14 protein-coding genes and 3 tRNA genes are annotated in these 12,445 nt (G+C 72.5%); 10 read left to right on the top strand and 7 right to left on the bottom strand.

All coding sequences use genetic code 11. The features are described 5' to 3' along the window. Positions 1 to 17: 17 nt before the first annotated feature. From galE to NF338_RS03285, 4 genes are all read right to left on the bottom strand, one after another. The gene (gene galE, locus NF338_RS03270; protein WP_264029484.1) at positions 18 to 1,037 is read right to left on the bottom strand and encodes a UDP-glucose 4-epimerase GalE; all 1,020 of its coding nucleotides are present in this window, start codon (positions 1,035 to 1,037) and stop codon (positions 18 to 20) included. A 45-nt stretch (positions 1,038 to 1,082) separates the two neighbouring features. After that, the gene (locus tag NF338_RS03275; RefSeq protein ID WP_264029485.1) at positions 1,083 to 2,009 is read right to left on the bottom strand and encodes a cation diffusion facilitator family transporter; all 927 of its coding nucleotides are present in this window, start codon (positions 2,007 to 2,009) and stop codon (positions 1,083 to 1,085) included. A gap of 111 nt (positions 2,010 to 2,120) precedes the next feature. Beyond that, positions 2,121 to 2,438, bottom strand: coding sequence for an ArsR/SmtB family transcription factor (locus NF338_RS03280; RefSeq protein ID WP_264029486.1), 318 nt, complete (start codon positions 2,436 to 2,438; stop codon positions 2,121 to 2,123). A 40-nt stretch (positions 2,439 to 2,478) separates the two neighbouring features. Further along, positions 2,479 to 2,823 (bottom strand): metallopeptidase family protein, encoded by a 345-nt coding sequence (locus NF338_RS03285; RefSeq protein ID WP_087472743.1) that lies wholly within the window; start codon positions 2,821 to 2,823, stop codon positions 2,479 to 2,481. Between the two features lie 136 nt (positions 2,824 to 2,959). Here NF338_RS03285 and NF338_RS03290 point away from each other — a divergent pair. The 5 genes from NF338_RS03290 to NF338_RS03310 all read left to right on the top strand — a co-directional run bounded on the left by NF338_RS03290 (position 2,960) and on the right by NF338_RS03310 (position 4,279). After that, positions 2,960 to 3,032, top strand: a tRNA-Glu gene (locus NF338_RS03290). 164 nt (positions 3,033 to 3,196) lie between these two features. Beyond that, positions 3,197 to 3,270: transfer RNA gene (locus NF338_RS03295), tRNA-Asp, on the top strand. Between the two features lie 50 nt (positions 3,271 to 3,320). Beyond that, positions 3,321 to 3,393: transfer RNA gene (locus NF338_RS03300), tRNA-Phe, on the top strand. Positions 3,394 to 3,551: 158 nt separating this feature from the next. Continuing rightward, on the top strand, positions 3,552 to 3,974 hold the full coding sequence (locus NF338_RS03305) for a phage holin family protein (RefSeq protein ID WP_087471011.1): 423 nt from the start codon (positions 3,552 to 3,554) through the stop codon (positions 3,972 to 3,974). Next, entirely contained in the window at positions 3,971 to 4,279 is a 309-nt protein-coding gene (locus tag NF338_RS03310) for a DUF3618 domain-containing protein (RefSeq protein ID WP_087471010.1), read from the top strand. Before NF338_RS03305 ends, NF338_RS03310 begins: the two co-directional genes overlap by 4 nt. A 97-nt stretch (positions 4,280 to 4,376) precedes the next feature. Here NF338_RS03310 and NF338_RS03315 read toward each other — a convergent pair whose 3' ends face one another. Next, a complete protein-coding gene (locus NF338_RS03315; RefSeq protein WP_024839011.1) occupies positions 4,377 to 4,589 on the bottom strand; it encodes a BldC family transcriptional regulator in 213 nt (70 codons plus the stop codon). Positions 4,590 to 4,998: 409 nt separating this feature from the next. On the opposite strand from NF338_RS03315, the gene NF338_RS03320 reads away from it, so the two are divergent. Beyond that, on the top strand, positions 4,999 to 5,208 hold the full coding sequence (locus NF338_RS03320; protein WP_047231363.1) for a DUF3073 domain-containing protein: 210 nt from the start codon (positions 4,999 to 5,001) through the stop codon (positions 5,206 to 5,208). Between the two features lie 254 nt (positions 5,209 to 5,462). Here NF338_RS03320 and purM read toward each other — a convergent pair whose 3' ends face one another. Beyond that, on the bottom strand, positions 5,463 to 6,596 hold the full coding sequence (gene purM, locus NF338_RS03325) for a phosphoribosylformylglycinamidine cyclo-ligase (RefSeq protein ID WP_264029487.1): 1,134 nt from the start codon (positions 6,594 to 6,596) through the stop codon (positions 5,463 to 5,465). Positions 6,597 to 6,672: 76 nt separating this feature from the next. Next, positions 6,673 to 8,220 (bottom strand): amidophosphoribosyltransferase, encoded by a 1,548-nt coding sequence (gene purF / locus NF338_RS03330; protein ID WP_264029488.1) that lies wholly within the window; start codon positions 8,218 to 8,220, stop codon positions 6,673 to 6,675. Positions 8,221 to 8,528: 308 nt separating this feature from the next. Here purF and NF338_RS03335 point away from each other — a divergent pair, with 308 nt between their 5' ends. From NF338_RS03335 to NF338_RS03350, 4 genes are read left to right on the top strand one after another with little or no spacing between them, the layout of a single operon-like run. Beyond that, complete coding sequence (locus tag NF338_RS03335; RefSeq protein ID WP_264029489.1) at positions 8,529 to 9,587, top strand: sulfate ABC transporter substrate-binding protein; 1,059 nt, start codon at positions 8,529 to 8,531, stop codon at positions 9,585 to 9,587. A gap of 3 nt (positions 9,588 to 9,590) precedes the next feature. Further along, on the top strand, positions 9,591 to 10,490 hold the full coding sequence (cysT, locus tag NF338_RS03340) for a sulfate ABC transporter permease subunit CysT (protein ID WP_264029490.1): 900 nt from the start codon (positions 9,591 to 9,593) through the stop codon (positions 10,488 to 10,490). Then, positions 10,483 to 11,343, top strand: coding sequence for a sulfate ABC transporter permease (locus NF338_RS03345; protein WP_264029491.1), 861 nt, complete (start codon positions 10,483 to 10,485; stop codon positions 11,341 to 11,343). Before cysT ends, NF338_RS03345 begins: the two co-directional genes overlap by 8 nt. After that, the gene (locus NF338_RS03350; RefSeq protein ID WP_264029493.1) at positions 11,340 to 12,371 is read left to right on the top strand and encodes a sulfate/molybdate ABC transporter ATP-binding protein; all 1,032 of its coding nucleotides are present in this window, start codon (positions 11,340 to 11,342) and stop codon (positions 12,369 to 12,371) included. Before NF338_RS03345 ends, NF338_RS03350 begins: the two co-directional genes overlap by 4 nt. Positions 12,372 to 12,445 lie beyond the last annotated feature (74 nt).

The following is a 12,445-nucleotide window of genomic DNA, read 5'->3' on the forward strand; positions in this document are numbered from 1 at the left end:
GCACGAGACGCGCAAACTCACACCTCGGGAGCGTCCTCCGCGCCGTCGGGTGCCGCGACCTCGATGCGCCGCGGGCCCGCCTGCCAGGCCTCCCAGGCCGACGCGATGATCTCGGGCAGCCCGTTCGTCGCGGTCCAGCCGAAGAGCTCGTTGATCCGGCGCGGGTCGCCGACGAGCTGCGGCGGGTCGCCCGCACGCCGCGGCAGGACCTCCGGCGTGACGTCGAGCCCGCTCACGCGCCCGATCTCGTCGATCACCTCCCGCACCGACGACCCCTGCCCCGTCCCGACGTTGAACACGTCGAACGGGCGCTCCTCGACGTCGAGGTACCCGAGCGCCGCGAGGTGCGCGTGCGCGAGGTCCAGGACGTGGATGTAGTCACGGATGCACGTGCCGTCCGGCGTCGGGTAGTCGTCGCCGAAGATCTTGGGCTGCTCGCCGCGCTCCAGGCGGTCGAGCACCATGGGCACGAGGTTCAGCACGGCGGGGTCGCCGAGCTCCGGCCAGCCCGCGCCGGCCACGTTGAAGTAGCGCAGCGCGACGAACCGCAGGCCCCACGCGCGACCGGCCGCGCGGCCCAGCCACTCGCCGACGAGCTTGGTCTCGCCGTACGGGTTGATCGGCTCGGCGTGCAGCTTCTCCTCGACGAGCGAGACCGACGGCATCCCGTAGGTCGCCGCCGAGGACGAGAACACGAGGCGGTCGACGCCGGCCGCCTGCATCGCCGTGACGAGGTTCGTGAACCCGCCGACGTTCTGCTGGTAGTACCACGCGGGCTTCTCGACCGACTCCCCCACCTGCTTGCGCGCCGCGAAGTGGATCACCGCACGCACGTCGTGCTCGGTGAGGGCGCGCGTCAGGACGTCCACAGCCTCCGGGGACGCCACGTCGACCTCGACGAGCGTCGCGTCGCCGACCCGGGCCGCGCGACCGGTGCTGAGGTCGTCGACCACGACCACCTTCTCGCCGCGCTCTTGCAGGAGGCGCACCACGTGCGCGCCGATGTACCCGGCTCCGCCGGTCACGAGGATCGTCATGGCACCCACCCTAGTGGGGCCGCACGGCTCGCCCGCCGTGCGCTCCTACGCGTGACCGTGCGCCTCGCGGTCGCGGAGTGTGGCCGTCTCGAGCTGGAACGTCGAGTGCTCCACGGACACCGGGAAGTGGTGCGCGACGCACGAACGGACGCGCTCCGTGATCTCGAGCGCGTGCCCGTCCCGGAAGCACGCGTCGTCGACCACGACGTGCGCCGAGATGGTCGGCAGGCCGGTCGCGACGGTCGACGCGTGGAGGTCGTGCACGTCCTCGACGTGGTCGAGCGAGAGGATGTGCGCCCGGACGTCGTCGAGGTCGAGCCCCGCGGGCGTGAACTCCATGAGGACCGCGGTCGCCTCGCGCAGGAGCCGGAAGGCGCGGGGCACGATGAGCACCGCGATGAACAGGCCGGCGATCGCGTCCGCCTGCTGGTACCCGGTCGTCGCGATGACGACGGCGGCCACGATCACCCCGACCGAGCCCAGCGCGTCGTTGACGACCTCCAGGAACGCCGCACGCAGGTTGAGGTTCGCCCGGCGCCCGGACGCGAGGACGGCGATCGCGACGACGTTCCCGACCAGGCCGACGATCCCGAAGACCAGCAGCTCCGACGAGGGGACCTCCGGCGGGGAGAAGAGGCGCCGGACGCCCTCCACGACGGCGTACGCGCCCACGGCGAGGAGGAGCGTCGCCTGCGCCAGCGCCGCGAGCACCTCGACGCGGCGAAAGCCCCAGGTGCGGCGCTTGGTCGCGGGCCGGAGCACGAGCGACGCCGCGACGAGCGCCACGGCGAGCCCCGTCGCGTCGGTGAGCATGTGCGCCGTGTCCGTGAGGAGCGCGAGGCTCCCCGTGAGGACCGCGCCGACGGCCTGCGCGACGAGGATCGTCGCGGTGATCCCGAACGCGACCGCGAGCCGTGCGCGGTGGTCGGGCGCGGCGACGTCCCCCGCACCGTGGTCGTGACCGGCTCCCATCACCCCTCCTATTCATCGTTCATTGGCGATGATATCGGTCACCAGCGATGAATACCAGCCCTGCTCCGTCGCACGGCGGCACCCACCGAGGGCGCCGGGGACGAGGTGGGGTCAGGGAGCGAGCGCGACGTGCTCGGCGTCGGCGAGGAGGTGCGCCACCTCGGGCCGGACGAGGCGGTACCAGGACGAGCGCCCCTCGCGCCGCACGGCGACGACGCCCACGTCGCGCAGGGTCGTCAGGTGCGCGGAGACCGTCGACTGGGCGAGCCCGAGCTCGCGCGTGACGTCGACGACGCGTCGCTCGGCGCCCGTCAGCAGGTGCACGATCGCGAGCCGGCTCGGGTCGGCGAGCGCGTGGAGCAGCCGCGCGACCGCCTCGTGGTCGTGCGCGCCGTCGTGCCGGGGGTCGCTCGCGGCGCTCGTCGTCACCACCCGATCGTAGCGATCGGCGCCCGCGCGCCGCGCGACCTCAGTCCCAGCCGAGCTCGTGCAGGCGGTCGTCGTCGATGCCGAAGTGGTGCGCGATCTCGTGGACGACCGTCACCGCGACCTCCTCGACCACGTCCTCGCGCGTCTCGCAGATCGCGAGCGTGGGGTTGCGGAAGATCGTGATGCGGTCGGGCAGCGCCCCCGCCGCCCACATGTGGTCGCGCTCCGTGAGGGGCACCCCCTCGTAGAGACCGAGGAGCTCGGGGTCGTCGGCGGGCGCGTCGTCCTCGACGAGCACCACCACGTTGTCCATCTGCGCCGCGAGGTCCGGCGGGACGAGGTCCAGCCCGTCGCGCACGGCGTCCTCGAACTCGGCCCGCGTCATCTCCACCACGCGACCATCCTCCCCTGTCGGCGGCACCCTCGGCGGCGCCGGCCACCGGGAGACCCGGCCGAGGAGGCCGCCACGTTCCGACCGGGAGGTCACGGTCGCGCCGCTGTACACTGGCGCACGTTCCTGAGCCCCCATCGTCTAGCGGCCTAGGACCCCGCCCTTTCACGGCGGTAGCACGGGTTCGAATCCCGTTGGGGGTACGCGTGATCGCACCGGGAGCGGTGGCTACCAGCGGATTTACGAATCGGCTCCTCGGTACGGTACGATCCTCTCGGTTCGAAAGCGGGCCACCACACCACCAGGTTCACTGGTGAAAACCACCGGGTCCCCTGGTGTTAGGGTGTGTCTCGCGAAAGAACAGCAAGGCCCTGTAGCGCAGTTGGTTAGCGCGCCGCCCTGTCACGGCGGAGGTCGCGGGTTCAAGTCCCGTCAGGGTCGCGTGAGGCGAAGAGCCCGGTCGGCATCGGCCGGCCGGGCTCTTCCCCCATGGCTCTGTAGCTCAGTTGGTAGAGCGTTCGACTGAAAATCGAAAGGTCACCGGATCGACGCCGGTCGGAGCCACCGAAGAGACCCTCGCCCGGGATCCGGGCGGGGGTCTTCTGCATCCCACCGACGACGTGGTGCGCCCCTCCCCCCGCGTGCGCCGCAGGCCCTCGGGAAGTTGCGCACCGACCCGGGTGCCGGTTGAGTGGTGGGGTCACCTGCGGAAAGGCGGAGAGATGAGCGACTGGATCGACGGGCGCATCCCGCCCGAGGAGCAGAAGCCGACGGTCGGGCAGCTCGTCGAGCGGCTGTCCGAGCAGGCGACCCGCCTCGTCCGGTCCGAGATCGCGCTCGCGAAGGCCGAGCTCACGACGAAGGCCAAGCACGCCGGCATCGGCATCGGGCTCCTCGTGGTGGGCGGGGTGCTCGTCCTCTACGGCATCGGCTTCCTCTTCCACTCCGCCATGGAGGGCCTGGCGACCGTGATGCCGCTGTGGCTCGCCGCGCTGATCGTCGGCCTGGTGCTCGTGCTCGTCGCCGGTACGCTCGCGTTCGTCGGCGTCAAGCAGCTCCAGCGAGGCGTCCCTCCGACCCCGACCGGGGCGGTCGACAGCATCAAGGAAGACGTCGCGACCATCAAGGAAGGGCTGCGCCCGTGAGCGGAACCGACGGGGCCCCGGTGCCCCCGCTGACCCAGTCCCAGCTCGAGGACGAGATCGCCCGCACGCGCGCCGAGCTCGCAGGGACGATCGACGAGCTCACGACGCGCCTGGACCCGCGCGTCCAGGCCAAGCAGGCGGCGCAGCAGGCCAAGCAGGCCGCGACCGACACGGGGGCGTTCCTCACGGGAGGCGGGCTGCCCGAGGAGGACCCAGACCGCTCGCGCAACGTCAAGCTGCTGCTGGGTGCCGTCGTGGCCGGTGTCGCGCTCGTCGCCGCGGCGATCCTGCGGCGGCGCTCCTAGCGCACTTCCCTGCACGTCCTCCAGGTCGAACCCGTCAGGACGTGCCGTGCCGTGTCCGTCGCGCCGGCCGTGCCGGCGGCGCAGGCGCGAGGACGGCTCAGGACTTGTCGGTGCCCTCCGCGGGCTCGCTGGCGGCGCCGAGCAGCGCCCGGACCTCGGACTCGCGGTAGCGGCGGTGCCCCCCGAGCGTGCGGATCGACGAGAGCTTGCCCGCCTTCGCCCAGCGGGTGACCGTCTTGGGGTCGACGCGGAACAGGCTGGCGACCTCGGCGGGCGTGAGCAGAACCTCGGACTCTCCGTGCATGGACATCACGACACCTCCTCCTGGTACGCGCTGGTCCGGCAGATACCCCGGATCACGACGACAGCACGACGCCAGTACCCTCCATTGTCGCAGCATGCGGATTTCGGGCGACTTGACGGACGGGTGAATTAGGCCGCCTATGGTCGGATCGGCCGGATAGGCGCTCGTGCGGCTTACGAGCCGTGCGAGGCCCGGGCTCCTCGACCACGCGCAGGGCCCCTCCGGACGCGGGCACGTACCCCCGCTCGTGGAGACTCTGTGACGGTGGGCACGTCCGCAGCCCGTCGCGGTCCTCTGAGTGGATGGAATAGGCCCTGAGCATGTACCGTTGGACCCTGAACAGACGAAACTACACCCCGGGGCCGCACGTCTGAGCACGTAGCCGCCCCGCTTCTACGTTGAGGGGGTCGGAGCCATGGGCCGCGGCCGTCAGAAGGCAAAGCAGACCAAGGTCGCTCGCGCGCTGAAGTACTACAGCCCCGAGACGAACTACAGTGCGCTCGAGCAAGAGCTCACCGGTCACAGCCACACGGATGTCGTGACGGACTCGCGCTTCGGCGCCGAGTCGTCGGACGACCTCGAGCGCTACGACCAGCGCTACAACGACTGGTCCGACGACCGCTGACGGTCGTCGACCTCCTTCCTCTCCGCGATCTCGCGCGGAAGCGTCTCGACCTCGACCGCGCCGTCCCCTGCCCTCGGTAGGCGACGGCGCGGTCGTCGTTCGTGACCCGCGCGCTCTCGCGCACCGGACCAGCGCCCCGCCCCGAGGTCTCCGCACCGTGGCCGTCGTCATGCCCTGACGTCGTCGCGACCCGGCGCGGAACGACATCCCCGAGCGGGTAGACAGGTGCCGGACCCGCCCGGGGAGAGCGGAGCTCAGGCGCGGTAGTCGCCGACGAGGCGCACGGCGCCCGCCTGGACACCCTTGGTGCCGGCGACGAGGTCGCCGTCCGCGACGTCCTGGGCAGCAGCCGGGTCGAAGGCCTCGACCGCGCCGAGCACCCAGGCGGGGACGCCGAGCGCGGCGCAGCGGGCGAGCGCGGCGTCGACGCCGTCGGCGCCGACGACCGCGACCATGCCGACGCCGAGGTTGAGCGTGTTCTCGAGGTCGCCGCGCGGCACGCCACCCAGCTCGCGCACGAGGCGGAAGACCGGCGGGACGTCCCAGCTCGCGCGGTCCACGACGCCGACGAGCCCGGCGGGCAGCACGCGCGCGAGGTTGGCGGCGAGCCCGCCGCCGGTGACGTGCGTGAACGCGTGGACCTGCGCGGCGTCGTCGGCGGCCAGCGCGAGGCAGTCGCTCGCGTACACGCGCGTGGGCTCCAGGAGCTCCTCGCCGACCGTGCGCCCGAGCTCGTCCACGTGCCGCTCGAGGCCCCAGCCCGCGTGCTTGAGCACGGCGCGCACGAGCGAGTACCCGTTCGAGTGCAGGCCCGACGAGGCCATCGCGACGAGCACGTCGCCCTCGCGGACGCGCTCGGGGCCGAGCAGCCTGTCGGCCTCGACGACGCCCGTCGCCGCGCCGGCGACGTCGTACTCGTCCGCGCCGAGCAGACCAGGGTGCTCCGCGGTCTCGCCGCCCACGAGCGCGGTGCCCGCCACCTCGCAGGCCGCGGCGATGCCGCGGACGATGCCCGCGATGCGCTCGGGCACGACCTTGCCGCACGCGATGTAGTCCGTCATGAACAGCGGCTTGGCGCCCACCACGACGATGTCGTCCACGACCATGCCGACGAGGTCGAACCCGATGGTGTCGTGGACGTCGAGCGCCTGGGCGATCGCGACCTTGGTCCCCACGCCGTCGGTCGACGTCGCGAGCAGGGGGCGGCGGTAGGTCGCGACCTCGGAGAAGTCGTAGAGACCCGCGAAGCCACCGACGCCACCGAGCACCTGCGGCCCGTGGGTGCGGCGCACGGCGTCCTTCATGAGCTCGACGGCCTTGTCACCGGCCTCGGTGTCGACGCCCGCGGCGGCGTAGGTGAGGCCCGTCTGGGGCGAGTCGGCAGTCACGGTGTCGGCTCCAAGGAGGTCTCGCGGCGCACGCGCCGGTGGTGCGGGTGGACTCGGTTCGGCATCAGGGGTGAGCTCACGGGTGCTGGAGCGCGCCGGCCCCGCCGGCGGTCACCGCCAGGCTGCGCAGCCCGTCCTCGGGCGCGCCGAGCGGGAGCTCGGCCTGCTCGAGGAGGTGCTTGCCGAGCTGGTCGTCCGGCGGCAGCTCGATGGGGTACTTCCCGGTGAAGCACGCCGTGCAGAGCTGCGACGACGGCTGCTCGGTCGCCGAGATCATGCCCTCGGTCGAGATGTAGCCCAGGCTGTCGGCGCCGAGCGACTGCCCGATCTCGTCGGGCGAGAGGCCGTTGGCGATGAGCTCGGCGCGCGACGCGAAGTCGATGCCGTAGAAGCACGGCCACTTCACGGGCGGCGAGCTGATGCGCACGTGCACCTCCGCCGCACCGGCCTCGCGGAGCATGCGGATGAGCGCGCGCTGCGTGTTGCCGCGCACGATCGAGTCGTCGACGACGACGAGGCGCTTGCCGCGGATGACGTCGCGCAACGGGTTGAGCTTGAGCCGGATGCCGAGCTGGCGCAGCGTGTCCGACGGCTGGATGAACGTGCGCCCGACGTAGGCGTTCTTGGTCAGCCCCTGGCCGAACGGGATGCCCGACTCGGCGGCGTAGCCCACCGCGGCGGGCGTGCCGGACTCGGGGACGGGGATGACGAGGTCGGCCTCGACGGAGTGCTCGCGCGCGAGCTGGCGGCCCATCTCGACGCGCGCGGCGTGCACGGAGCGACCGTTGATCGAGGTGTCGGGGCGCGCGAGGTAGACGTACTCGAAGACGCAGCCCGCACGCTCGGCCGGCGCGAAGCGCTGCGAGCGCAGACCGTCCGCGTCGATCGCGATGAGCTCGCCCGGCTCGACCTCGCGCACGAACGACGCGCCGACGATGTCGAGCGCCGGCGTCTCGCTCGCCACGACCCAGCCGCGCTCGAGGCGGCCGAGGACGAGCGGGCGCACGCCCTGCGGGTCGCGTGCGGCGTAGAGGGTGCGCTCGTCCATGAAGACGAGCGAGAAGGCGCCGCGCAGGCGCGGCAGCACCTCGAGCGCCGTGGCCTCGAGCGTGTGGTCCGCGTCGCCCGCGAGGAGCGCGGTGACGAGCGCCGTGTCCGTGGTGTTGCCGCGCGCGAGCTCGCCGCGGCGCTGGCTGCCGTAGCGCTCCGCGACGAGGTTGACGAGCTCCGCGGAGTTGGTGAGGTTGCCGTTGTGCCCGAGCGCGACGGTCCCGGACGCGGTGGCGCCGAGCGTCGGCTGGGCGTTCTCCCACGTCACGCCGCCCGTGGTCGAGTACCGGCAGTGCCCGACGGCGATGTGCCCCGTCAGGGCGTTGAGGGCCGTCTCGTCGAACACCTGGGAGACGAGTCCCATGTCCTTGTAGACCAGGATCTGCTCACCGTTGCTGGTGGCGATGCCGGCCGACTCCTGGCCTCGGTGCTGCAACGCGTACAGCCCGAAGTAGGCGAGCTTGGCGACCTCTTCGCCGGGCGCCCAGACACCGAAGACGCCGCAGGCGTCCTGGGGGCCTTTCTCGCCGGGCATGAGGTCGTGGTTGAGAAGTCCATCTCCGCGGGGGGCCACGTACCTCAGTGTCCCACAGCAGGCGCGTCGGGACCGAAGCGCGAGGTCATGCGGACGGCAGGCCCCCGCGCGCGACCGCGGTGCCGTCGGGCAGGCGTTCACGGAGGCGTTACGTCGTCCCACCTGTCGGGCAGGGGTTTCGCTGCGTGGGAACGCCGCGCTTGAATCTCGACTTACCCGACCGCGGCAGTCGAGTATCGCGCAGGCTGCCTCGGCCGTCCCGCTCGATCACCTGACCGAGCACCCGCTCCGCCCCTGCACGACCACCCGTTCCCGGCTTCCCCGGGACCCCGACGAAGGACGACACCATGCGACGCCTCCGGACGACGATCACCCTCGCGGCTGCCGCGGCAGCCACCGCCCTGGTCCTCACCGCCTGCGCGCCGACCGTCGTCGACGGGTCCGGCGGTGGTGACGCGAGCGGCGACGCGAGCTCCGACGTCGAGCCCACGACCCTCTCCCTGGTCGGCTTCGCCGTGCCCAAGGCGGGCAACGACGCCGCGCAGGAGCTGTGGGGCGAGACCGAGGACGGCCAGGGCGTCACGTGGGAGACGTCGTACGGCGCCTCCGGCGACCAGAGCCGCGCCGTCGCCGACGGGCTGGAGGCCGACTACGTGCACTTCTCGCTCGAGGGCGACGTCACGCGCCTCGTCGACGCCGGCCTCGTCGCCGAGGACTGGAACGCGGGCGAGAACAAGGGCATCGTCAGCCAGTCGGTCGTCGTGCTCGTGGTGCGCGAGGGCAACCCGAAGAACATCCAGAGCTGGGAGGACATCGTCCAGCCCGGCGTCGAGATCGTCACCCCCAACCCCGGCTCGTCCGGCTCGGCCCGTTGGAACATCCTCGCCGGCTGGGGCAGCGTCATCGCGAACGGCGGCTCGGAGGAGGACGCGACCGAGTACCTGCGGAAGTTCTTCACCAACGCCGTCGCGCTCCCGGGCAGCGGTCGCGACGCGACGACCGCGTTCACGTCTGGCACGGGCGACGTCCTCCTCTCCTACGAGAACGAGGCGATCCTCGCGCGGCAGAACGGCGAGACGTTCGACTACGTGGTCCCGGACCAGACGCTCCTCATCGAGAACCCGGCCGCGGTGACGGTCGACGCCGACCCGAAGGCCCAGAGCTACCTCGACTTCGTGCTCACGCCCGAGGGCCAGGAGGCGTTCGCGCACGTGGGCTTCCGCCCCCTGACCGGCGACGTCGACTTCGATGTCGAGGGCGCCAACGACCCGAGCGACCCGTTCCCGGCCGTCCCGACGCTCCTCACCATCGCCGACGACTTCGGCGGCTGGTCCGCGACCAACGACAAGTTCTTCGGCGACGAGGGCCTCGTGACGAAGATCCAGGCCGAGACCGGGAAGCAGTGACCCGTGTCCTCGACCCTCGCTGAACGACCGGGCCGGGCGGCGCGCGAGCGCCGCCCGGCTCCGGCCGCGTCCCGGCCCCGCCGGGTCCGCCGGGCACGTCGGACGCCCAACGGCCCCTACCGCCTGACCGCGGCCTCGGGCCTCGGGCTCGGGGTCGCGCTCGTGTGGTTCTCGGCGCTCGCGCTCATACCCCTGATCGCCGTGCTCGTCGAGACGTCGGTCGGCGGCTGGCCCGCCTTCGTCGCCGCGGTCACGCAGCCGCAGACCGCCGCGGCGCTGACCCTCACCGTCACGCAGGCGCTCGCCGTGACGGCCGTCAACGTCGTCATGGGCACGCTCATCGCCTGGGTCCTCGTGCGCGACCGGTTCCCCGGGAAGCGGCTCCTCGAGGTCCTCATCGACATCCCGTTCGCGCTCCCGACGATCGTCGCCGGGCTCGTGCTGCTCGCGCTGTACGGGCCGTCGGGCCCGCTCGGGATCGACGTCGCCAACACGCGCGCCGCGGTCTTCCTCGCCTTCCTCTTCGTCACCCTCCCCTTCGTGGTCCGCAGCGTGCAGCCCGTGCTCGCCGAGCTCGACCGCGACGTCGAGGAGGCCGCCGCGTCGCTCGGCGCCACCCGCTTCACGACCTTCCGCCGCGTCGTCCTCCCCGCGCTCGCCCCCGCGATCACCGCAGGCGCGGCGCTGTCGTTCGCGCGCGCGATCAGCGAGTACGGCGCGCTCGTCCTGCTCTCCGGCAACCTGCCGATGCGCACCGAGGTCGGCTCGGTCCGCATCCTCAGCTACCTGGAGAACGGCCAGCCCGAGCAGGCGGCGGCCGTCGCGTCGGTGCTCCTGCTCGTGTCCCTCCTCGTCATCGCGACGATCCAGCTCCTCCAGCGAAGGGTGGCCCGCCGTGGATAGCTCCCCCTGGGTGCGCCGCACGCTGCGCGCCGTGGTCGTCGTGTACCTGGTGCTGCTCGTCGGGTGGCCCGTCTCGCTCGTCGTGCGCGGCGCGTTCGCGGACGGCCTCGAGACCTTCCAGCGCGCGCTCACCGATCCGTCCGTGGTCTTCGCCCTCCAGCTCACCGCGGCCGTCGCGGTGCAGGTGGTGCTCGTCAACACGGTCTTCGGCGTCGGGATCTCGATGCTCATCGTGCGCTACGACTTCCCGGGCAAGGCCCTCCTCAACGCCCTGCTCGACCTCCCGCTCTCGGTCTCCCCCATCGTCGTCGGGCTCTCGCTCGTCCTCGTGTACGGGAAGAACGGCTGGTTCGGTGGCGCGCTCGAGGACGCCGGGCTCCAGGTGATCTTCGCGCCGCCCGGCATCGTCCTCGCGACGGCGTTCGTGTGCCTCCCGCTCGTGATCCGCGAGGTCGTGCCCGTGCTCACCGAGCTCGGCACCGACGAGGAGCTCGCCGCGACGAGCCTCGGGGCGAGCTGGTTCCAGACCTTCCGGCGCATCACCCTGCCCGCGATCAAGTGGGCGGTCGTCTACGGCGTCGTGCTCACGCTCGCCCGGGCGCTCGGCGAGTTCGGTGCCGTCAAGGTGGTGTCCGGCAACTTCGAGGGCCGCACCCAGACGTCCACGCTCCTCGTCGAGCAGCGCTACCAGGACTTCGAGCAGGGCACGGCCTACGCGGTCGCGTTCCTCCTCGCGTCCGTGTCCGTCGCGTGCATCGTCGCGGTGACCTTCCTGCGCTCGGACGACGCCGCCGGCCACCGCACCCGCCGCCCCGCCCCCCGAACCGCCGCCACCACGGAGGCCGACGCATGAGCATCGAGATCCGCAACGTCCGCAAGACCTTCGGCGACTTCGTCGCGCTCGACGACGTCTCCGTGTCCGTCCCCACCGGTCGCCTCACCGCGCTGCTCGGCCCGAGCGGCGGCGGCAAGTCGACGCTCCTGCGCGTCGTCGCCGGCCTCGAGGTGCCCGACTCCGGCGAGATCGAGATCGAGGGCCGCGACGCGACGAACCTGCCGGCCCGACGCCGCAACGTGGGCTTCGTCTTCCAGCACTACGCCGCGTTCAAGCACCTGACCGTCGCACGGAACGTGGCGTTCGGGCTCGAGATCCGCCGCACGCCGAAGGCCGAGATCGCCGAGCGCGTCGACGAGCTGCTGCGGCTCGTGCACCTCGAGAGCTTCGCGCACCGGCTGCCGTCGCAGCTCTCCGGCGGGCAGCGCCAGCGCATGGCGCTCGCGCGCGCCCTCGCGATCCGGCCGAGCGTCCTCCTGCTCGACGAGCCGTTCGGCGCCCTCGACGCCAAGGTCCGCAAGGAGCTGCGCGACTGGCTGCGCCGCCTGCACGACGAGATCCCCGTGACCACGGTGTTCGTCACGCACGACCAGGAGGAGGCGCTGGAGGTCGCCGACGAGATCGTCGTCGTCAACGAGGGCCGCATCGAGCAGGTCGGCACGCCCGACGACCTCTACGACCGCCCCGCGAACGACTTCGTGATGAGCTTCCTCGGGCCGGTGACGCGCCTCGGCGGCGTGCTCGTGCGACCCCACGACGTGCACGTCGAGGTGCTGCCCGAGGGCGCCACGGAGGGCACCCCGGACGGCGCGGTGCCGTCCCGTCCGGGCGGCCCCGTGACCGGGGTCGTGACTCGCACGACGCGCGTGGGCTTCGAGGTGCGCGCCGAGGTGGCCACCGAGGACGAGGTGGTGTCCGTCGTCGTGACCCGCGCGGAGGCCCGGACGCTGGGTCTCGCGCCGGGCGTCGCCGTCCGGCTCGCCCCGGCCGCGGGCGCGCCGACGTCCGTCGCTCCCCGACCGGTCGGCGCGTCGGTCCCCGGCTGACCCTGCGCTCCCGCACCGCCCCGACGGGGCCCGACGCGGCCCCGTCGCGGCCCGGGTGCCGCCCCGACGCCACG

The sequence above is a fragment of the Cellulosimicrobium sp. SH8 genome, assembly GCF_025818875.1.
GTDB classification, from domain to species: domain Bacteria; phylum Actinomycetota; class Actinomycetes; order Actinomycetales; family Cellulomonadaceae; genus Cellulosimicrobium; species Cellulosimicrobium cellulans_D.